14 protein-coding genes are annotated in these 21,329 nt (G+C 46.1%); 5 read left to right on the top strand and 9 right to left on the bottom strand.

What is annotated here, in order from left to right:
- Positions 1-15: 15 nt before the first annotated feature.
- From BWD42_RS22495 to BWD42_RS22475, 5 genes are all read right to left on the bottom strand, one after another.
- Entirely contained in the window at positions 16-942 is a 927-nt protein-coding gene (locus BWD42_RS22495; protein ID WP_077438657.1) for a sugar phosphate isomerase/epimerase family protein, read from the bottom strand.
- A 1-nt stretch (position 943) separates the two neighbouring features.
- Complete coding sequence (locus BWD42_RS22490; RefSeq protein WP_077438656.1) at positions 944-2,725, bottom strand: RagB/SusD family nutrient uptake outer membrane protein; 1,782 nt, start codon at positions 2,723-2,725, stop codon at positions 944-946.
- A gap of 20 nt (positions 2,726-2,745) precedes the next feature.
- Positions 2,746-6,288 (bottom strand): TonB-dependent receptor, encoded by a 3,543-nt coding sequence (locus tag BWD42_RS22485; RefSeq protein ID WP_077438672.1) that lies wholly within the window; start codon positions 6,286-6,288, stop codon positions 2,746-2,748.
- A gap of 189 nt (positions 6,289-6,477) precedes the next feature.
- Positions 6,478-7,689, bottom strand: coding sequence for a FecR family protein (locus BWD42_RS22480; protein ID WP_077438655.1), 1,212 nt, complete (start codon positions 7,687-7,689; stop codon positions 6,478-6,480).
- A gap of 154 nt (positions 7,690-7,843) precedes the next feature.
- Complete coding sequence (locus tag BWD42_RS22475) at positions 7,844-8,386, bottom strand: RNA polymerase sigma factor (RefSeq protein ID WP_175992130.1); 543 nt, start codon at positions 8,384-8,386, stop codon at positions 7,844-7,846.
- Positions 8,387-8,866: 480 nt separating this feature from the next.
- On the opposite strand from BWD42_RS22475, the gene BWD42_RS22465 reads away from it, so the two are divergent.
- The gene (locus tag BWD42_RS22465) at positions 8,867-9,568 is read left to right on the top strand and encodes a Crp/Fnr family transcriptional regulator (protein WP_077438652.1); all 702 of its coding nucleotides are present in this window, start codon (positions 8,867-8,869) and stop codon (positions 9,566-9,568) included.
- Positions 9,569-9,629: 61 nt separating this feature from the next.
- Here BWD42_RS22465 and BWD42_RS22460 read toward each other — a convergent pair whose 3' ends face one another.
- From BWD42_RS22460 to nirB, 4 genes are all read right to left on the bottom strand, one after another.
- On the bottom strand, positions 9,630-10,061 hold the full coding sequence (locus BWD42_RS22460) for a hypothetical protein (protein ID WP_254846304.1): 432 nt from the start codon (positions 10,059-10,061) through the stop codon (positions 9,630-9,632).
- 5 nt (positions 10,062-10,066) lie between these two features.
- Positions 10,067-10,879: a formate/nitrite transporter family protein gene (locus BWD42_RS22455; protein ID WP_077438651.1), complete on the bottom strand. Its 813-nt coding sequence runs from the start codon at positions 10,877-10,879 to the stop codon at positions 10,067-10,069.
- A gap of 47 nt (positions 10,880-10,926) precedes the next feature.
- Entirely contained in the window at positions 10,927-11,286 is a 360-nt protein-coding gene (gene nirD, locus BWD42_RS22450; protein ID WP_077438650.1) for a nitrite reductase small subunit NirD, read from the bottom strand.
- 74 nt (positions 11,287-11,360) lie between these two features.
- Positions 11,361-13,877, bottom strand: a complete 2,517-nt coding sequence (gene nirB, locus BWD42_RS22445) for a nitrite reductase large subunit NirB (RefSeq protein ID WP_077438670.1) — start codon at positions 13,875-13,877, stop codon at positions 11,361-11,363.
- Positions 13,878-14,077: 200 nt separating this feature from the next.
- Here nirB and cobA point away from each other — a divergent pair, with 200 nt between their 5' ends.
- The 4 genes from cobA to BWD42_RS22425 all read left to right on the top strand — a co-directional run bounded on the left by cobA (position 14,078) and on the right by BWD42_RS22425 (position 21,313).
- Entirely contained in the window at positions 14,078-14,839 is a 762-nt protein-coding gene (gene cobA, locus BWD42_RS22440) for a uroporphyrinogen-III C-methyltransferase (RefSeq protein WP_077438649.1), read from the top strand.
- Between the two features lie 169 nt (positions 14,840-15,008).
- A complete protein-coding gene (locus tag BWD42_RS22435; protein WP_077438648.1) occupies positions 15,009-16,313 on the top strand; it encodes an MFS transporter in 1,305 nt (434 codons plus the stop codon).
- A gap of 19 nt (positions 16,314-16,332) precedes the next feature.
- A complete protein-coding gene (locus BWD42_RS22430; RefSeq protein ID WP_077438647.1) occupies positions 16,333-19,854 on the top strand; it encodes a nitrate reductase in 3,522 nt (1,173 codons plus the stop codon).
- The gene (locus BWD42_RS22425; RefSeq protein ID WP_077438646.1) at positions 19,844-21,313 is read left to right on the top strand and encodes a rubredoxin; all 1,470 of its coding nucleotides are present in this window, start codon (positions 19,844-19,846) and stop codon (positions 21,311-21,313) included. Before BWD42_RS22430 ends, BWD42_RS22425 begins: the two co-directional genes overlap by 11 nt.
- Positions 21,314-21,329: the final 16 nt, after the last annotated feature.

The raw sequence follows: 21,329 nt of genomic DNA, 5'->3' as shown, positions 1-21,329 counted from the left end.
TGTTTTTGAACCTGCTTATTGTTTTGTACTACTATAATTCTGCTGCAGCTGACGGTAACATTCGACCAGCTGCGTTGTGGTTTCATAATGGCACTCAAACATGAATACACCTTTATATTTAATTTTTTCCAGGACGGCAAAGATCTTATTCCAGTCATTCTGTCCCTTGCCATTACAGGGTAAATAGTGACTTTCCTTGGTTCCGTCCCCATCCGCGACATGCAGCGTCTTGACGCGTGGCCCAAAAGCCAAGAGCAGGCGCTCGGGATGTGCAATATGGTTCATGTCCACTGCAATGCCGACCTGATCAGGAAAGCGGGCAAAAAGTTCCTGACATTCTTCCACGGTCCGCAGCAGGGGCCGCTCCCGCTCACCCACCGTCAGCGAAGGCCCCAGCATATTTTCGATGACGAGCTGCCGCCCCGCCTTAGACACTGCCGAGTACAACTCCTTGACAGAACGTACCAGCTGGTCCTTGCGGGCGGCGCGTTTGTTGGGCTCGAGGTAATAGGAAGGGTGAAACAGGATCACTTGGGGATGAAGGCGGTAAAGTCCTTCCAGCAGCTGCAAATGCATACGGATCACCTGCTGCCGCTGCTGTTCATCCAACGTAGAGATATCTATTTTGGCGGAAAAGGGCATATGGACAGACCACACCCGCACCCCCGTTTTTTTCAGCACAGTAGCCAATGAATCGCATTTAAGCAACCATTCATCCTGTGGGATCTTTAAGCTGAGGTCCGCATTGACAAAGCTTCCGAGCCCTGCAATCTCGATATAATCCATACCGGCTGCTTTGTCCGCCTTGAGTTTTTCCAATGCTATCTTCCGGATATCGAGCGAATAGCCAACTGCATAATCAGGCCCACCCTGTTTTTGACAGTACGTATATCCTGGGATCAATAGACAACAGAGGATCGCTATAAAAATAAGTTGTTTCATGTTATCGGTATAATTTTTCCCATTCAGGATTTTGTTTCAAATTTGGGTTTAACTGGATATCTTCGATTGGGATCGGTGCATAGTAATCACGTTTTTCATCAAACTTACCCCGTTGATAAAAGGGATCCAGGGAGCCTTTATTCGCATTCTGGGTATTTGAAACGGGATCCCAAAGCGTCCGCTGATTGATATTGATCAATGTGGTCACCGTACCCGGTGCACCCGATGTGTTGCCTGTATGGACATACACATCGGCCTTGCCATCCCCTGTAAAATCATAGGCTCCAACGCCGGGAAAATAAACGCCGACAATAGGCTGATTGAGTTTGGAGCCAGCTTTCCAGCGCATTAAGTCATCCCAGCGCTGTCCTTCGTTAAACAACTCGATCCGTCTTTCGCGCCGTATTTCCAAAAGAACGCCCCTAAATGCGCCTCCGTCGATGTTCGGATACATAGTCAGCAGATAAGGATCGGGGTTGGCATTCGCTTCAGCCATGGACAGCATCGGCATCCCCGCGCGGCTACGCAGCTTATTGACGGTCAGGTCAAGGTCGCTTTGGCTGATCGTCCCCAGTTCGGCTTTTGCTTCGGCATTGATCAGCAGTGCCTCTGCATACCGGAATAAGATGACATCGAAATAGGAGGCCGATACACCCCATTGCAATTTGTCAGGCAAGGCCTTGATCAGGCGATAGCCTGTCGTGGTGATCGTCAAGTTGACAGGCTCATTTGCTGTTTCTCCATTGGCACGGAAGTCTGGCCCCGCAGTTGTCTGTGTAAGCCTTGGATCTCTATTTTGCATTTCCTGATAGAATTCCATGGTCTTGTAACCTGTTCTATCGGTAAAGCGGCTCCCATCCTTCATCAGATAGCTATTGATCATATCTTTGGCGATCCCGTAGGCTCCCGAAGTTGCCGAGGTAAAGGAATAGCCAAGGCCATGCACACGCATGCCCAATTCAAAATCAATGGCAAGGATAGTCTCCACCTGATCCTGATTATTGCGGGCAAACAGATTCCGATAGGCTTGATCTGCTCCGCCCTGGCTGTACAAGGTATAGGCGCCAGAATTCATCAGTTCGGCCGATGCACTGACCGCCGCATTCAGGAACTTTTCATGTCCCGCGATCTGATGGTATTTTCTAAACGTTCCTTCAAAGAGCGCCACCCTTGCTTTCAGCAGCAGTGCCGTGTATTTGGTGATCAGGTTAAGCTGTTTTTCGGCCGGTATATTTTCGATGGCATAGTCCAGGTCAGCCATAATAGAATCCATCACCAGCTGCCGGGAGTCCCTAGCTTTGAAGAGATCTTCATCTTTGGCAGTCAGCACCTTTCCATACCAGGGCACGTCACCGAAAGTTTTCACCTTATCGTAGTAAAAATTTGCTCTAAAAAAACGGGCTATGCCACTGTATTTCTTTTGTGCCGCGGCGTCGGGCACTTTATGGTAGTTGGCCAGAAAATAATTGATCTTGCGCAACTGGCTCCAGGACCAACCGCCCGAGCCGCTTCCTACGGGGACAGTTCGATTGCCCTTGATCCGGTCGGCCACCGTAAGAGGGATCATATTGTCCGAACTCCCATCGTTTGTATACCAGGATTCATTGGGCAGAAAGGTATAAAAATCATTGGTGGCAACCTCCAGATCCTTCGCTGTATTGAAAAAATAAGGTGCTTCCACCTGGTCCTCCGAAGGACGGTCCAAATAATCTTTCTGACAAGCTGCCAGCGATAGCAAGATCAACAGACCAAGTAGTTTATAGCTGTTTGTTGTAAGTTTCATTATCATTGCGTTGTCAAGTATTAAAGCGTAAGCATTAAACCAAAAGAATAGGTTTTACCCATGGGATAGTCCCGTAGCAGCCCCCGCTCCGAGGAGTCCGCAGGATCATTGGCACTCGCAGGTGAATTATAATTGATCATTGCACCTGCCTGTTCGGGATCTATATACTTTGTCAGATTGCCAAAGTTCCAGGTCAACAGATTCTCACCGCTGAAGTAAAACCGCAGTTTTTCAACTTTATAGCGCCTTGTCCATTGCTGCGGCAAGGTATAGCCCAACGTAAAATTTTTCATCCGCAGGAACCCAACATTGGTCAGGTAATAATCATTCAGTTCGTATAGCGACCTTCCGCTCTGCAGGGAAGAGTATCCCCGATAGATCTGTGGATACCTGTTCCCTTTCTTGTCCGGGGTCCATGCATTATCTACCAAGTCTTTGCGTACAAAGGAAAGATACGGGCGCTGATAGGATCCCCAGTATAAATCTCCCGTCGGATACCAGTCCTGTTTGGCAACACCAGCAAAAGCGGCCGAGAGATCAAAATTATTCCAGGAAGCGCTCATATTGATACCAAATGGAAATTTAGGCATGGCATTGCCAATGGGTTTAATATCACCGTGGTTGGCAAGCGTGTTGTCGCCTTTGTCGATGCGGCCATCACCATTGAGATCGACATATTTCACATCGCCGCCGCGCAACATATTCCACTCACTATTTTGCGATACGCTCAGAATATCGTTATATACTTTAGATAGGGACAATTGTGGATCCTGGAAACTATTCTGGTAGCTCAATGCTTCCACATCGGACTGAAACTGCCCGTCGATATGGTATCCCCAGATCTGCCCCAGCACCTGTCCTTCGTAATAGGAACTCAACAGCCCCTGTGGATTATTATATTTCGTAATGATACCTTTAAAATTGGTGGTATTCACGGCGATGTTAAAGCGAAAGGGTGAGCCGGCAAGGTCAAATTTGTCCTGGTAGCTTACCCCCACTTCAAAACCTTTATTACGCAAAGCAGCGTAGTTTTCTCGGGGTTCATTAGCACCAAATACTGCTGGAAGCGGCTGCCCCGGAAGATACATGCCTTCGACATCCTTCTGATACCAGTCAAAATTGACATTTAGCTTGTTCTGGATCAGTCCAAGATCAACACCGAAGTCAATGCTTTTGGTCCGTTCCCAGGTGACGACGTTCGGCAACGGTGCCGGCGTACTCGCCCCAATAAGACGGGAGCCCCCATTTAGCCAAGCCAACTGCTGCACGGCCATCAATTCCTTAAAGGTATTGACCCCTACAGTCTGGTTGCCGAGCTTGCCATACGAAGCTCTGAGCTTTAAGGTGGGTATGCTGCCTTTGACCGATTCCCAAAACTGTTCACGATCCAGCTGCCAGCCTAATGAGACGGAAGGGAAAAATCCCCATCGGCTCCCGCTAGGGAAGCGTGAAGAACCATCATACCGTGAATTTATTTCCAGCAAGTATTTATTGTCGTAGGCATAATTAAAACGGCCAAATACGCCCTGGATAGCCCAATTTTCAGCTGTTCCGCTCAGGCTATACATGGAAGTTCCCAGCGCCAGATTGGATAGATCTTCGATCAGCAGGTCGTCCATGGCCCCGGCAATACGGTCCCGGTCAAAGGATTCCTGATTGTAGCCCACCAATAATTTGAACTGATGCTTTTGCGCCACATTTTTTTCGTAGGTCGCAAACAGGTTCATCGCATTATACTTGTCTTTCCAGCGGTATTCTGTCAGGCGGTTGAGGCCTGCAGTGGTAAAATTGAGTTTGTTACCCGAGTAGTAACTGAAGGGATTGAGGCGTGTGCTCCGTGAAAAGTTTTCGATACGGTTGCTATAATCAAAATTTACCTGTAGGCCTTTCAATGGCTTGAGCAGGACACGGAAGGTATTGGTAAACTCTTCACTATTGCGTAGCTCCCAGCTTTTTCCCGATTCCAGCCCTGCATTGGCTCCCTGGCCGCCAGTACCCACACCGATATCCGTTGGAATACCATCGACAAAATTGGGATAAAAAGGCATCAGATTATACCAGGTTGTCGTACTCCAAAGCCCCCCCAGACCATTGCTGTAGCCTCCATATTCTTTATCCTTTTCGTTGATGAACTGCGTATTGTTCGAAATTTCCAACCAGCTGTTGGGTGTGAATACCAGATTGGATTTCATATTCTGGCGGTCCATATCCGCATCGTCATTGATATTGTTGATTGTTTCCCGTTTGAATACACGTCCAGAGAGATAGGCTTTCAACTTTTCACTGCCACCTGAAATGGCGATATTATGGAAATTGGAGGGCTGATATTTTTTAAATAGGTAGTCCCACCAGTTGGTCTTATAGAAAAATTTATAGGTTCCGTCCGCCTGCTTCTCATGAAAGGGCGCAATCTCCCCTGCAGCCACCATTTTGATCGCTTCCCAGTCCATTGGATTGTAGCGTGTATAGGAACTGCCGTTATAGCCATACAGTGCGGCATCTACTGTTTTCCCGTAGACATAAGGATCGGAGATATAATCGGTACGGGAAGCCGGTGTAGTCCAGGCGAAATTATTGACATAATCCACCTTCACGGTCCCTGCCTTCCCTTTTTTTGTGGTCACCAAGATAACACCAAAAGCACCGCGGGCTCCATAAATGGCCGCGGAAGCAGCATCTTTCAGCACAGAAACACTTTCAATATCGTTGGGATTAACCCGTGTAATATTCCCTTCGATCCCGTCGATCAATACCAGCGGGCCACCCTCATTGATGGAATTGAATCCCCGCACATTGATATCAGGTGTTTTGGATGGATCACCGTTATTGAGCTGTATATTCAAGCCGGGCATAAGTCCCTGGAGCGTACCTGCTATATTGGCACTTGGACGCAACGCGATATCATCGGCATTGACCTGTGATACGGCACCCGTCAGGTTGGCTTTTTTCTGCACGCCATAACCCACGACGACCACCTCTTCCATTGCATTGATGGCCGGCTTCATGGTCACACTCAAGGTTGACTGCTGTGCCAGCGCTATCTCCAGCGGCTGATAGCCAACCATAGTAAATACAAGTATGGCATCAGGGCTGCTGACCTGGATCTGAAAGCTGCCATCCTCGCGGCTGAGGGTTTTCTCCTTTTTGCCTTTTTCGCTGACCGTAACATTGTCCAATGGTCGGCCCTGATCGTCTTTGACCACTCCTTTGACCGGGTACAGCTGCGGAGCCTCCGTAACCGACGTTTGGCGAACAGTCTGATCCGTTCTTTTGTTCAAGACAATATTTTTATCCGCTTTGACATAAGATAACTGCAGCTTTGTCAACAGATCTTTCAGGGCTTCTTCAAAAGCGATATTGTGGTAGTTGACGCTGATACGCTCGTCTTTTGCGATCAGCGATTCGTTGTAAAAAATGTTGTATCCGCTTTGCTTCTGCAGTTCTTTCAAAACAGCACTCACCTTCACATTGTTCCGCTTCAGATTGACGGTCTGGCCAAAAGAAAATGCGTGCAGCTGTAAATTGGCTGCGAATAAGAGAGGAATTGCTAATGACAATTTCATAGAAATTGGTATTTTCTGGGATCTTACCTGACATAATAGGGTCGGTCCGATCAATTTTTTTTTATTAAATTGCATTCGGTTGAGATAAAATTTAACGGTTTTACTATTCATCCATGTCGAGAAAAAGACAAAACTTTCAGGGGCGTTGGCGCGCTCCTGATTGTTATATATGCTATCTTCTCATCAGCGTTAGTTTAGCACATATATCCTCCTTCCTTTACGTTCGAAATGTACGCCACCGGCGAAAGCAATTGTTTTCAACAGTTTATCGATATTTTCATAGCGGGAGATAGTCCCCGAGAAGTGCTGTCCCTGCAGCTTGTCTCCGTAACTGATCTCGACATCATACCAGCGTGCAACCTCGTCCATGACCGTTTGAATGGATGCATTATCAAAAGCGAAATTTCCATTTTTCCAGGCGAGACTATAGAAGGGATCCACCTGCTCCTTCTTTACATTCTTGCGGCTTTTATCGAAAACGACCTGATCATTGGGTGCAAGCAGCTGTTCTTTCAAGGCAGCATCGGCAAAAGAGAGCTTGACTTTACCTTCCACCAAGGTGGTAACGATGTGATCCCCAAAGCTCTTGATGTTAAAATGTGTTCCAAGGACCTCGAGTGTCTGTCCTCCACTTTGCACAATAAAAGGTACCCTTTGGCCTTTAACGTCCATTTTGGCTATTTCAAAATAGGCTTCCCCTTCGAGCTGCACCGACCGCAACTTCGCATCAAATTTTACGGGATATTTAATCCTACTCCCCGCATTGAGCTGCACAAGGCTCCCGTCAGCCATCCTCAGCGTATATTCCCCGCCCCGGGGTGTAATGATGGTATTGTAGACGATATTATTTGTTGGTGCCTGGCTGTCTTTTAGCCTATAACTGATTTGACCTTTGTTATCCTTGGTAATCAAATATTCGCCTTGGTCAAGTACCGTATCCGCACGGAGCAAACTGAGGTCAATCTGTTTTCCATCTTCAAGAATGATCATGGCTTTATCAGAACCCGGTACGATCGACACATTAGATAGCTGCTCTTTCGGTGGCGTATCCACGGTATAAAAATTATAGTAGCCCCATAGCGCTGCACCGCAGAACGCAAGAAAGACTGCCGCAACCTGCCACCAATTTCTCCTGAAATTAAAATGTCCATCTGTAGTTTTTTGGGGAGTAGATGCCGCTGTTGCAATTCGGGGATCAGCCAGTATATTTTCCAGCATCCGATGTGGATCAGGGTATGTTGTGGGATGTGCGGGATACGAGTTATCCCGCCAGACTTTCTCCCAAGCCTGAAGAAATACGGGATCATCCATTAATTCCTGAAGCTGTGCCTGTTCTTCTTTACTGGCTTGATCAGCAAGATATTTACGTATTAATTGGCTGTATTGTTCAATTTGGTTCATTCCTTTGGATCGATTTCACCTACATAATCGCGCGAACCCAGAAAAAGTACCAATAGAAAAATATTTTTTTTTAGAAAAGGATGATAGATGCCGTTTTTTAGCCCCCGGGATTGTTAAATGAGCTAATAAAAAATCGATGCACAAGTTGAGCTGCTTAGAAAAAAAAGATAGACAGGATTTTGTCCAGCTTGAACCGCACAAATTTCGAGGCGAGGCTGAGGTGATTGCGCACCGTATTTTTGGAGAGTCCTTCCTCATCGGCAATTTCCTGATAAGATTGATCTTCAAACTTGCTCCTTCGGTAAATTGCCTGTTGCTGTGGCGGCAATTGTTCAATAATGGATTCCAGGATGACCTGCAGTTCTTTGCCATCCAGTTCATCTTGCAGCGAAAAGGAATTTTCAAGCCAGGTATGCTGAAGCGACTGTAGATAATTGGACCGGACCAGCGATTTACGGAAATTGGATATGGCCATTCTTTTTGAAATAGCAAATAGAAAGGGGAAAATGGCTTCCGGACCGGAAAGCTGCATTCTTTTTAAATAAAATTCAATAAAAACTTCCTGTGTGACCTCCTCTGCATCACTGTCATTTTTACAGAGCTGCCTGACTTTAAAATAGATAATCGGCTGATAATAATTGAACACAATACCAAAAATAGACTGATCTCCGGCTTGTAATAAGAGGAAATCGTCCATTGATATGGAAATATGTTTCAGCCCAGCGATCATGAATTCGGTATTTTTAATTGATGCAAATTAACCTAACAGATGTTAATTTCATATAAAATTAACATTAATATCCATAATATCGAGGGCGCTGAAAGCAAAATCTATTTCAGTATGATTTTGCATATTTTCACTAGGCAAACGATTCAATATGCTATTTTCCGGAAAAGTGGGGTGCCAAAAGAGATCAATATGTCACCACAACGAATAAGGTTGCTGATGCGGAGAGGAATCTAAGCATTTTATAGCCATGGCGCATTAATAGCCATGGCGCAAATTCTCTAAAAATAGCCTCTTGCGCTATTTCGATGACCATCATTTGCAAAGTGAACTTGTGAAGAAATACCTATCGTCCAATCCTGCTTTTAATACCAAACAAAATAGGATATTAAATGAATAGGTGATACCTTTGGTCAGACAAAAAGACTTTACCATACGAAACTGATTCCGATGAGAACGAAGAAAGCAAATGCCTGTGACCACTCCTGCCTGATGTGCCGTTATGTTATGCAAGAGTGGCTTGGACAAATCGACCTCCACCGAAAAAATATCAAACTAAAAAAAGGCGAACAGTTTATCCGTGAAGGCGAGCCGGTTCGTGGTATTTACTTTATCCAATCGGGATTCGTCAAAGTCCACCGCAATCTTGGGGACCGGGAGACCATCGTACGTTTTGCCAAAAAGGGAGAAATGGTAGGCCATCGCGGTATTTCATCCGAACAAAGTGTTTACCCTATTTCGGCCACGGCACTTGCCGCAACGCAGCTATGTTTTGTAGCCTTACCCTTCTTCTTGTCCACGCTGCGCATCAATCCCGAATTAAGCTATCGCCTGATGCTATTTTTTGCCGATGAATTGCATCTTTCGGAGCAGAAGATGGCCAACCTGGCCCAGCTTTCCGTCAAAAACCGTTTAGCATGGAGCCTTTTATTGCTTCATCGCGTTTTTGCGGAAGGAACAGAGGAGGGGTACATCGGTCTTGAACTGAGCAAAAAGGATCTCGCAGCCTATGTAGGCACCACCTATGAGACCGTCTACCGCATGCTTGCCGAACTTGCTGATTCGAATGCGATAACAGTCGACAAAAAGAAGATTTTCCTCAAAAACAAGGAACTATTAAACAAGTTGGCAACAGAAAAATATGGGGAGTAAAGCAAACCAATCCTGGCATACCAGCTCCCCAACGTAAATATTTCCCTAAAAATACGTCAATTTAAAATTTATAGCCCAGCCCGACCCCAAGCTTCCACTTACCGTCTGCGGTACTGGTCTTCGGGCTGTAGAAAGCAGGCAGCTGAACAGCGAGATGTCTGAACACCGCAGTCAGGCCAACGCCCAGTGTCGGAGTGATCCAGGCATTCTTGGGCTTCCCTTCCTCCACTTGATCTTCTTTTATTTTGAGGCTCGGCAGCAAGCCCAACAGGATATTTCCCTTCGGGGCGAAACTATATTTAATCGCTGGCCCCGTGCAGTTGACATAGGCCCCCTGGTCGGTATAGCCCGCCACCACGACACCTTCGAACAAACTCGCTTTCACTGTTTTTTGCTGCGCATAGGCCTGGTAAAAAACTACCGAAAAAAGCAGCTGGAGCAGCACTATCCCGACCCGCTTTTTCCAGATACATCTATTTTCAATTCGTTGCATAATAGCTAGTTTTGAGAGGTGGATACCTGTTCTTTCCGGTGATAAGTATAATAAATAGCCATTCCCGTAAACAACAAGCCACCAACAATATTACCGGCCGTCACGATCAACTGATTGTACAGCCACCAGTCCGACACCGTCACCTTGGCACCGAACATCATCCCAGCAGGGATCACAAACATATTGACCACCGCATGCTCATAGCCCAAGGCAAAGAACATAAAGATGGGAATTCCCGCCGCCAGGATCTTGCCTAAGGTAGACTTGGATGTCATGGACATCACCACCCCCATGCAGACCATCCAATTGCAGAGAACGGCTTTGACAAAGGCTGAAAATAACCCGGCAGCACCATGATTGCCGTAGCCCAGGGTTTTCTTTTCACTGATGACAATCAGGCTCTGCTCGATATTCCCAAGCTGGCTAGCCTGCCCAGTTTCCGTACTTGCAGCCCAAAACAGAAGCGCGAAGAGCACACTGCCCAATAAATTACCCAGGAAAACCCAGAGCAGGTTATTGGCCATCACCTTAAAATTGATCTTCCCTTCCAGCCAGGCCAGGGGCACCAAGGAGAAACTTCCTGTAACGAGTTCCAAGCCCAGGATAACAATGATCACAAAGCCCACAGGAAAAACAAATGCGCCGATAAGCCCCAGCCCGGTCTGCGCCGTAGCCAAGAGTGCGAGCGTTACAGAAATCGCCAGTAAGGCTCCTGACAATGCCCCCCGAATCAGCAGGTCTTTGATCGGGAGCGAAGATTTGTAGATAGCGGTATTCATCATCACACCGGCTACCTCTTTGGGGCTAATATAATCCATCGTTTATTTGCTTTAAAAGGTTCTTATTTCAATTATAGGGCTCGGGCTTAAGCTGTCATTCCAATATATACCGTCCCATTCTCCACCTTCACAGGATACGTTTTGATCGCACATTCATCACCCGAAAGACATTCGCCCGTATCCAATGCAAAGGTTTTTTTGTGAAACGGGCAGGCTACTTTTGGGGTATCTCCCAGGGAGCCCAACATCCCACGGCTCAAAATCATCTGCCGCTTATGGGGGCATTCATTCTGGGTAGCATACCACTCATTGCGACGGGCGAAATAAAATAGGGCCACCTGTTCGTCATTCAACTTTAGGCAGACACCACCGTTTTCAATAGCATCCTCGATCTGGCAGGCCTTCAGCCATTGCAGGTCGATTTGTGTGTCAATTTGCGTGTTCATGTGATTTTTATTTTAAAGGTTTAGCGATTCTATGTAAGTGATTTTATCAGTCATTGATGTTACACCATGGTCTTTTAATAGGTTTTCAGATTCCAGTCAGCGGCTTTCTTTTGACCGCGCATGGTATCGAAGCGTACCGACTCGTCCCGCTCCTCCGGCGCATTTACAAAATGGACAAAGCGTTTGCGGATCTCCGGATCTTCCACGGCAACTTTCCATTCACAGCGATAGCTGTCGACAAGCAGCTGCATATCCTGCTCCCAGGTTTCCCCCATACCGAGGCTATCCTCGACCACAACATTCCGCAAATAGTCGATTCCGCCCTCCATTTTATTGAGCCAGGTAGCGGTACGGGTCAAAGGGTCGGCTGTACGGATGTAGAACATCAGAAAACGGTCGATATAACGGATACAGGTCTCACTGTCGACATCAGCCGCCAACAGCAGGGCATGCTGTGGCTTGCTGCCACCATTGCCGCAGACATAGAGGTTCCATCCTTTTTCGGTGGCGATGATGCCAAAGTCCTTGCTCTGCGCCTCGGCACACTCCCTGATACAGCCGCTCACCGCTGACTTTATCTTGTGCGGAGCACGCAGCCCACGATAACGTTCCTCTATTTGTATGGCGAAGGACACACTGTCATGCAGGCCAAAGCGGCACCAGGTACTGCCCACGCAGCTTTTGACCGTCCGTAAGGCCTTGCCATAGGCATGTCCACTTTCAAATCCGGCTGCAATGAGTTCCTCCCAGATAAGCGGGAGATCATTGAGATGTGCACCAAACAAATCAATGCGCTGCCCGCCCGTAATTTTTGTATACAGCTTATATTTCTTGGCCACCTGGCCAATAACAATCAATTTGTCCGGCGTAATCTCCCCACCAGGGATACGGGGAACAACCGAGTAGGTACCACCTTTCTGTATATTGGCCAGGTACCGGTCATTGCTATCCTGCGCCACATCATTTCCCTTGCTCAAGATCATCTCATTCCAGAGACTGGCCAGCAGTGAAGACACCAGCGGCTTACAGACCTCACACCCGTGCCCACGGCCCAGCGCATCCAGCACCTGATCATAACTCTTCAGTTCATGGATCTTGATCAGGTCATAGAGTTCCTGCCGGCTCAGGTCAAAATGCTCACAGATGGTACTGCGGATATATTTACCCTGCTGTTTCATCGTGTAATTGACCAAGTCCTTCACCATCGGCACACAGCCCCCGCAGCCCGATCCTGCTTTGGTGCATTTTTTTACTCCATCTGCATTTTCACAGTTCCCATTGATCACCGCATCACAGATCTGCGATTTGGTCACCCCCTCACAGCTGCAGATCAGGGCACCATCGGGCAAGGCTTCCAAGCCCGAAGAAGCGGATTTGTTCTGCCCCTGCTCGCTCATCAGGAGCAGCTCAGGATGTTCCGCCAGGGGCATACTGTTGTTGACCATCTGCAAGAGCATATTATAACTTGTGGCTTCCCCTACCAGTATCCCTCCGAGCAGGCGCGTACCGTCGGTACTGACGTTCAACCTTTTATAGACCCCTTTGTTACGGTCCTCCAGTAAGATGGTCCGCGCATAAGGTTCACTGATAAAGGGATCTCCAAAACTGGCCACATCTACCCCCATCAGTTTCAATTTGGTACTCATGTCAAATCCCTTAAAAGACTTTTCTTCCCCCAGGATATGTTCGGCTGCTATTTCAGCCATCTCATAACCGGGTGCCACCAGGCCATAGATCATATCATTGACCAGTGCACATTCGCCGATGGCATACACGGCAGGGTCTGAGGTCTGCATGTGTGGATTGACCACAATCCCGCCACGCTCGCCGATGGCCAGCCCTATTTTCCTGGCCAGTTCATCCCGCGGCCGTATGCCCGCCGATATTACCAGCAGATCCGTTTCGATCGATGAACCATCCTGAAAAGCGATTCCCATCAGACGCTCTTCCCCCAGCAATTGACTTGTTGATTTTTGCAATAAACAACTCAGCCCCATTGCTGCCAGCTTGGTTTGCAGGAGCTGGCTGGCGCTGTCATCAATCTGACGCGGCATCAGGCGGGGCGCAAATTCAATCACTGCCGTTTCTTCCAAGCCGAGGTCCACCAGCGCTTTGGCCGCTTCCAGGCCCAGTAGTCCGCCGCCCATAACAGTACCCTTTTTGACTTTTGCTGCATAAGCTTTGATCAGATCCAGATCCTCAATCGTCCGGTAAAGAAATACCCCCTCCTTTTCCACGCCTGGAATAGGTGGCACAAAAGCAGCTGAACCAGTCGCAAAGACCAGATAGTCGTACGGAACAATAAGCCCTTGTAATGAACGTACTTCTTTTTTTGAGCGATTTACATCAACAATCGGATCATTTAAATGGATTTTCACATTATTTTCCGCGTACCACTCCTTTTTTGACAGGAAAAGTTCCTCTATAGATGAAACTTTGAAGTAATCGGTCAGATGCACCCGGTCATAGGCCCGAATTGGCTCTTCGGCAAACACAATTATATCCAGAATATCAGATTTATGCTTTAATTTTTCGCAAATCTTATTACCAACCATACCATTTCCGATAATAACAATCTTTTTTCTTTCCATAATTACTGTTTTTTCTGATAAAAAATCATTTTTCATATTTAAACATCACTAATTTATGGAATAAAAAATTAAAAAATCAAAATAAATATGATTTTTATAATATTTTTTCAAATAAAAATCATTTAAAATCCAATATTTAATGATTTATGTCAGATTTTTTAATAGATTTACATATAAAATGAACACAAAAACAAAATAACATGAAAAAATTAGGCAAAACATCGTTATTTATTGTAGGATCTGGCCCTGGAGACCCAGAATTATTAACCATAAAAGCTTATAAAGCGATAAAAAATGCACAAGTTATCCTTTATGACAACTTAATCAATGAAGAAATCCTTCAAATAGCACATAAAAACTGTACAAAACACTATGTTGGCAAACATCCTTATGGAAAATACGTCCCTCAAGAAGAAATAAACGAGCTTATCCTACATTATTGTGCACGCTACGACCGCGTGGTCCGGTTAAAAGGGGGCGACCCCTATCTTTTCGGGCGTGGTTTTGAAGAATGGCTTACCGTACAGGGGAAAAATATTGTGGTTTCTTACATTCCGGGCATCAGCAGCATGCAAGGCGCAGGCATCAACAATATTCCCTTGACCCACCGCAGTATCAGCGAAGGGGTATGGGCACTGACGGGGATGAAAAAAGATGGTAGCCTATCGGCGGATCTCCCTTTGGCTGTCCAGAGCCGGTCCACTGTCGTGATCTACATGGGCATGCGCAAACTCGACGAGATAGCACGTACCTATGTACTGTATGGCAAAGGAGAAACCCCGGCGGCTATTATACAGCATGCGAGCCTGCCCCAGCAAAAACAGGTATTGTGCAAAGCCAAAGACCTTGTCAGGGCAAGCAAGGAGCATGAGCTTGGCCATCCAGCCATTATCGTTATCGGTGATGTCGTCGATCTGCAGCATGCACACAGCCTCGCGGTCGCACAAAGGTCTATTATATAAGCAAGCCGATTGTATCACAGGCTGCAACAAGTGCCCAGAGAGGATCATCGCCTCTACGGACACGACAAACAAGATCAAACAGACCGAAACGCTCGCAACGGATTGCTTAAATCCTAGTGGTCTTGAACATTTGACAATTATTTCAATCATCAACCAAACAATATTCCTCATGAATGCACAAGAACAACCTCTCCAAAAGCTTAGTATTTTATCTTTTAAAGGTGTACAGATGCGCACTTTTCACATTACATGGATCACTTTTTTCTTTTGTTTCTTTGGCTGGTTCGGCGTCGCCCCGCTTATGCCACTGGTTAGGGAACAACTCGGATTGACTAAAGGTGAAGTCGGAAATATCATTATCGCCTCTGTTTCAGCAACAATTATTGCGCGATTATTTATCGGGAAGATGTGTGATACCCTAGGACCACGGATCTCTTACACGATTTTGTTGGTCGCAGGTTCGATTCCTGTTTTATTTATTGGACTGAGTAATAGTTATGAGTCTTTTTTGTTATTTCGTTTTTTCATCGGTATCATCGGTGCGTCTTTTGTGATTACGCAGTTCCATACTTCAATGATGTTTGCACCCAATATTATTGGTACGGCCAATGCCGTAACTGGAGGTTGGGGCAACCTTGGCGGAGGGGTTACTAATCTGGTCATGCCGCTCATTGCTGCGGCATTCGTCGGCATGGGCTTCGTGAGCCAGTCGGATTCTTGGCGGGTTGCCATGGTTGTTCCCGGTATTATCCTTCTCATTATGGCATACATCTATTATCGGTATACGCAAGATACACCGCAAGGCAATTTCAAAAAACTCTCCGAAGGCGGGAGAATCAATAGCAAGAAAAATGGTTCATTTTTGCTCGCGTTAAAGGACTATCGTGTCTGGATCCTTACACTCGCCTATGCGGCTTGCTTCGGGATAGAGATCACGGTTGACAACGTCGCTGCTACCTTCTTTATCGATCGTTTTGATACCGGAATTATCCTGGCGGGAGCCCTTGCCAGTATCTTTGGCGGCATGAATCTATTCGCCCGTGCGCTTGGCGGTATTATAAGTGATAAAGTAGGACAAAGTTACGGCATTAAAGGTAAGGGTATAATTCTCGGTATACTATTGATTTTGGAAGGAATCGGCATAAGTCTGTTCGCCACTTCCAACACATTACTTCTAGCGATTATCACCATGTTGCTTTTTGCACTCTTCCTCAAGATGGCAAATGGTTGTACATATGGTATCGTCCCCTTCATTAATAAAGATAACATTGGCAGTGTGAGCGGAATCGTCGGTGCCGGAGGAAATATTGGAGCAATGTTAGTCGGATTTCTTTTTAAATCCGAAACGCTCAGTTATGCGGATGCCTTTCAATATATCGGTATTGGCGTTTTTCTGATAGGTTTCACTGTCCTCCTCGTGCGTTTTCATCCTCGAACTGAAACTGTCGTTCAAAATGTGTCATTAGAAGTGTAGAATTAGTATCCCTTTTACTATGAATAAAGAGTCGAACAATGTATATAAAAGTACCTGCTGCTACTGTGGTGTGGGCTGTGGCGTGAAGATATCGGTCGAAAAAAATCAACTGATTTCTGTTAGCGGCGATAGTGAGCACCCCGTCAATCAAGGCAAATTGTGTAGCAAAGGCATGAATCTGCAATATACAGTCAATGATCGCTCAGACAGGCTGCTCTATCCCCAGATGAGGCACCATAGATCCAGTCCGTTGCAACGTGTTTCATGGGATGAAGCGTTGGATCGCGCAGCAGCGGTCTTCCGCACGTTAATTGCAAAACACGGTCCTGATGCTGTGGCATTTTATGCTTCTGGACAATGCCTTACAGAGGAATATTACATTCTCAATAAACTGGTTAAGGGATTTATTGGCACGAACAATATTGACACCAATTCACGTCTTTGTATGAGCAGTGCTGTGGCGGCATACAAAAAGACCCTAGGGGAAGACAGTGTACCCATATGCTACGACGATATCGAGCTTGCCGATTGCTTTTTGGTCGCAGGTGCCAATCCCGCCTGGTGCCATCCGATCCTGTGGCGACGTGTAGAGGCGCACAAAGCTAAAAATCCAGCGACCAAAATTATTGTTGTCGACCCTCGTGTCACGGACAGCTGCGCGTTGGCTGACCTGCATTTGCAGATTAACCCAGGGACAGACATCACGCTCAATTATGCGCTGGGAAGATTGCTTATCGAACAAGGAGACATAGACCTTGATTTCATAAACCATCATACCGAAGGCTATGAAATGTACAAAAAACGGGTATTCGAACGTACCTTATTGGAGTCCGCTGCGATATGTGGTGTCCCGGCGGAAGACATTGAACGCGCAGCCAGCTATATTGGCGAATCCAATAGCCTTCTGACTATGTGGACTATGGGATTGAATCAGAGCGTAGTGGGGGTTAATAAAAACCTGAGCCTAATTGATCTCAACCTGATTACAGGGAAAATCGGAAAACCGGGAAGTGGTCCTTTTTCGCTAACTGGACAACCCAATGCTATGGGCGGAAGAGAAGTTGGAGGGCTTGCAAACCTGCTGCCTGCTCACCGTGATTTGGATAATAAAACACATCGCGATGAAATCCAACAATTCTGGTCAGGGACTACCGTGAGCAGCAAACCAGGGCTCACAGCCACCGAAATGTTTGAAGCCTTGGCCGACGGACGATTGAAGGCGATCTGGATTCTCTGCACCAATCCCCTCACCAGCCTTCCAAACACAAGGCTGGTGGAAAAATCTTTGCAAATGGCTAAATTCGTTGTCGTACAGGAGATATCCAACAAGCCCCAGACCTTGGACTTTGCCGATATTATTCTTCCTGCAGCTGGATGGGCTGAAAAAGAAGGTACAATGACGAATTCAGAACGCAGGATCAGTCACCTGCATAAGGCTATTGACCCGCCAGGCGAAGCTCTTCCGGATGCCGAAATCTTTGCAAGGTTTGCACAAAAAATGGGTTTTAAAGGTTTTTCATATCCTACACAACAGGACATCTACAAAGAACATGTCCAGTTAACGGCCGGGACAAATATTGATATTGCTGGGTTGGATTATAAACTTATTGACAATCTAAATACCGTGCAATGGCCTTTTGATCGATCAAAGAGAAAAGGCAGCCCACGACTTTTTCAGGATCGCAAATTCTTTACGCCAAGTGGGCGGGCGCAATTACACAGCCCGCCGGATCAGCATCACAGCGAACTGCCTGACCAAAATTTCCCGCTTATCCTGACTACAGGACGCATCCGTGACCAATGGCATACCATGTCTAAAACTGGCAAGGTAAGTAAGCTGAACCAACATATTCAGACTGCATTCTTGGAAATCCATCCAAGCGATGCAACAGCACTGAACTTGATTGACGGGCAATTGGCAAATGTTTATTCGCTACGGGGTGAAGTTCGTGTCAGAACACGGGTCAGCGAGACAATTAAATCTGGAGTCGTCTTTCTACCGATGCATTGGGGCAAGATATTAGGATCTGATCTCCATCGTGCCAATAATCTGACCAATGATTTGGTGGATCCTATTTCAAAGGAGCCTGACTTTAAATTTTGCGCAGTACGTGTCGAACCTCATGTGAAGCGCAAGGAACGTATCGTCATCGTCGGTGCCGGTGCCGGAGCGCATGGTTTTGTCCGCTCCTTTCGGGAACTGAACAAGACCGATGAAATTACTATTTTCAGTAATGAGGATCTGCCTTTTTATAATCGTGTCATGCTACCACATTATGTCAGTGGCGAGCTTCAATGGGAGCAATTGGTTAAAATGAAAGACGAAGAGGAGCCTTTACTTGATATCCGGCATATACGTGCCGTCCAGGTTACGGCAATCGACAGAAGCAACAAATATGTCATGGACTCTCGCGGTATTAAAACATATTATGATATCTTAATTCTCGCGACAGGCAGCCGGCCCAGCCTGCCAAAGCATGTGCCGAAGCTACCTGGTATTTTTACGATGCGACGTCGGACTGACGCCGACCTATTGAAGCGATACCTTCCTAAGCAGGCACATGTCGTTATCGTCGGCGGAGGATTATTAGGGCTGGAAATGGCCGCTTCCCTTCGTGAAAATGGAACAAAAATCACCATCGTTCAACGTGTTTCGCGTTTTTTGAATCGGCAGCTGGATCCACTTGGGAGCCAATTGCTTCACGAAGAAATGATAGATCTCGGCTGCGATATTTTCTATAACGACGAAGTTCAACTATACTGTGGCCGCAATAAACTGACAAAGATCGAATTAAAGAGTGGACGACAGATCAAATGCGATGCCCTCATCCTGGCGATAGGGACTACGCCCAATATCGAATTAGCCAGGGATGCTGGCCTACTTTGCCAACGGGGTGTGGTCGTGGATAATCATATGAACACCAGCGACCCTGCTATTTATGCCATCGGTGAGATTGCAGAATTCGAAGGGACACTTTACGGTATCACTGCAGCTGCCGAAGAACAGGCTGCTATAGTTGCACATTATCTTCAGGGAGATATCAGCAGCCATTATAAGGGAAGCCTGTTTATGAATATTATCAAAATACAAGGTTTTGACCTCTGTAGCATCGGTCTTACAGAAACACCAAATGAGGACTATGAAGAGATTATTTTTATCGACAAGGCCAAACGCTATTACAAAAAATGTATTATCTATCAGGATAGACTTGTTGGTGCCATTTTGATCGGAGACAAGAACGAATTTCTTGAGTTTAAAAACCTGATCGCAAACAGGATCGAATTGAGTGAAAAACGACTGCAGCTACTACGAAGCGGAACGGCCAAGGAAGCTGTCGTCGGGCGATTGGTATGCTCATGCAGCCAAGTTGGCGAGGGAAATCTCCAACGATGTATCAGTGATGGATGTGCCGACCTCCAGGAGTTATGTACATCCACCGGCGCTGGGACAGGTTGTGGATCCTGTAAACCCGAAGTTAAACGTATTCTGGAAAACTACGTAATAGAAAAGGATAAGGAGGTAAAATCCTATGCAGAGTAAAACGATAAAAAAAGGACAGTTTATCAAGGTTAACCTTTCTGGCGGTGCAATCTCTCCAGGAGAGCTCGTCAACTTATTGATTCCTTTGGAAGAGGTGGGTATTACGGAAGTTAAATTTGGTAGTAGACAGCAATTATATTTTAGGGTAAACGAGACGCAACTCGAAGAATTAGAATATATACTCATCAATCAGGAGTTTGCTTATGAAATCGGTGAAGATATATATCCAAACATTGTGAGTTCATATGTAGCCGACGGGCTTTTTAATCAGGGGCCATGGGTACGTGAAGGCGTATACAAAGATGTTTTGGACAGTTTCGAGTTCAATCCCCAATTAAAAGTGAATGTTGTGGACTGCACACAGTCTTTGGTACCTTATTATACTGGAAATCTAAATTTCATCACTTCGGAATTTAGCAATTATTGGCACCTGCAGCTCCGATTTCCCAAAAGTAACTTATTTTATACCTGGTCTACCCTTGTAAACACAGACGATATTGCGAGACTAACGCTGTTTTTGGAGCTCATGATGATCGGGACGCTGGTTGCAAGTTCAAGCGAAGGACAAACGTTGGGACAGAAGTTAGAAGCATCGGCTATTGCCTCCGGAAAATTTCTTTTCCAGCCGACAGAACAGCCCTTTATGGAGCCTGCGTTTAAGCTCCCTTATTATGAGGGGTTTAATAGCTACCAAGATAGACTATGGCTGGGCGTATACCGACGTTCCGAAACCTTTTCGACCGCTTTTTTACGCGACATATGTCATCTCTGTCTGCGACACAGGATAGGCCAATTGTACACTACGCCCTGGAAATCAATTATTATTAAAGATATTCAACCTACAACAAGAGCTGATTGGGATAGTGTCTTAGACCGACATCGAATCAACCTCCGGCATGCCCTAAACGAACTCAATTGGATGACGGAAGATTTTGATCCCATCGCATTAGCGCTTAAGCAGGAATTGGTGCACCATATGAACTGGTTGGATATCCGCACGTACAAACTTTGTTTTGGTATTAAAATGCAACCAAAGAGTGGAATCTGGGGATCTGTAATTTTGCGTTTTATCGAATCTAAGGGAGATAAATCTTGGTTTCAAGTGCAACATACACCAGATTTTAACCCTAATTCAAGAGATTTTGTTACTTATCGAAAACGCGTGGAACGAGCAGAACTTATCAATGTGATTTTGGCATTGTGTGAAGATTTTTATCAACTTCAAGGTAGAACAGTGGCCCAAGAACCTCATCATCTTCCTACGCAGGCTACAACGGAAAAATCCGATCCGGTCAGGGTCACTTATCAATGTCCGGCTTGTCAGACAATATATGATCCCATCTGGGGAGATAGTACACAGCATGTCGCCGCTGGAACACTATTTGAAAACCTACCTGCAACATATTGTTGTAGCATTTGTGAAACCGAAAAGTCAACTTTTAGGAAACTGATCAATTAAAGAACGATGCTTTTTA

The organism is Sphingobacterium sp. CZ-UAM (assembly GCF_002000245.1).
In the GTDB taxonomy this organism is placed as follows: Bacteria; Bacteroidota; Bacteroidia; order Sphingobacteriales; family Sphingobacteriaceae; genus Sphingobacterium.
Note: the sequence above shows the minus strand (reverse complement) of the source record. Positions and strands in the feature narration are given on the sequence as shown.

Bases quoted from the DNA above. Each gene is read 5' to 3' on its own strand.
- BWD42_RS22425 (WP_077438646.1), top strand. From the start codon at position 19,844: ATGCAGAGTAAAACGATAAAAAAAGGACAGTTTATCAAGGTTAACCTT.
- nirD (WP_077438650.1), bottom strand. From the start codon at position 11,286: ATGAACACGCAAATTGACACACAAATCGACCTGCAATGGCTGAAGGCC.
- cobA (WP_077438649.1), top strand. From the start codon at position 14,078: ATGAAAAAATTAGGCAAAACATCGTTATTTATTGTAGGATCTGGCCCT.
- BWD42_RS22460 (WP_254846304.1), bottom strand. From the start codon at position 10,061: ATGCAACGAATTGAAAATAGATGTATCTGGAAAAAGCGGGTCGGGATA.
- BWD42_RS22430 (WP_077438647.1), top strand. From the start codon at position 16,333: ATGAATAAAGAGTCGAACAATGTATATAAAAGTACCTGCTGCTACTGT.
- BWD42_RS22495 (WP_077438657.1), bottom strand. From the start codon at position 942: ATGAAACAACTTATTTTTATAGCGATCCTCTGTTGTCTATTGATCCCA.
- BWD42_RS22465 (WP_077438652.1), top strand. From the start codon at position 8,867: ATGAGAACGAAGAAAGCAAATGCCTGTGACCACTCCTGCCTGATGTGC.
- BWD42_RS22480 (WP_077438655.1), bottom strand. From the start codon at position 7,689: ATGAACCAAATTGAACAATACAGCCAATTAATACGTAAATATCTTGCT.
- nirB (WP_077438670.1), bottom strand. From the start codon at position 13,877: ATGGAAAGAAAAAAGATTGTTATTATCGGAAATGGTATGGTTGGTAAT.
- BWD42_RS22485 (WP_077438672.1), bottom strand. From the start codon at position 6,288: ATGAAATTGTCATTAGCAATTCCTCTCTTATTCGCAGCCAATTTACAG.
- BWD42_RS22455 (WP_077438651.1), bottom strand. From the start codon at position 10,879: ATGGATTATATTAGCCCCAAAGAGGTAGCCGGTGTGATGATGAATACC.
- BWD42_RS22475 (WP_175992130.1), bottom strand. From the start codon at position 8,386: ATGGACGATTTCCTCTTATTACAAGCCGGAGATCAGTCTATTTTTGGT.
- BWD42_RS22490 (WP_077438656.1), bottom strand. From the start codon at position 2,725: ATGAAACTTACAACAAACAGCTATAAACTACTTGGTCTGTTGATCTTG.
- BWD42_RS22435 (WP_077438648.1), top strand. From the start codon at position 15,009: ATGAATGCACAAGAACAACCTCTCCAAAAGCTTAGTATTTTATCTTTT.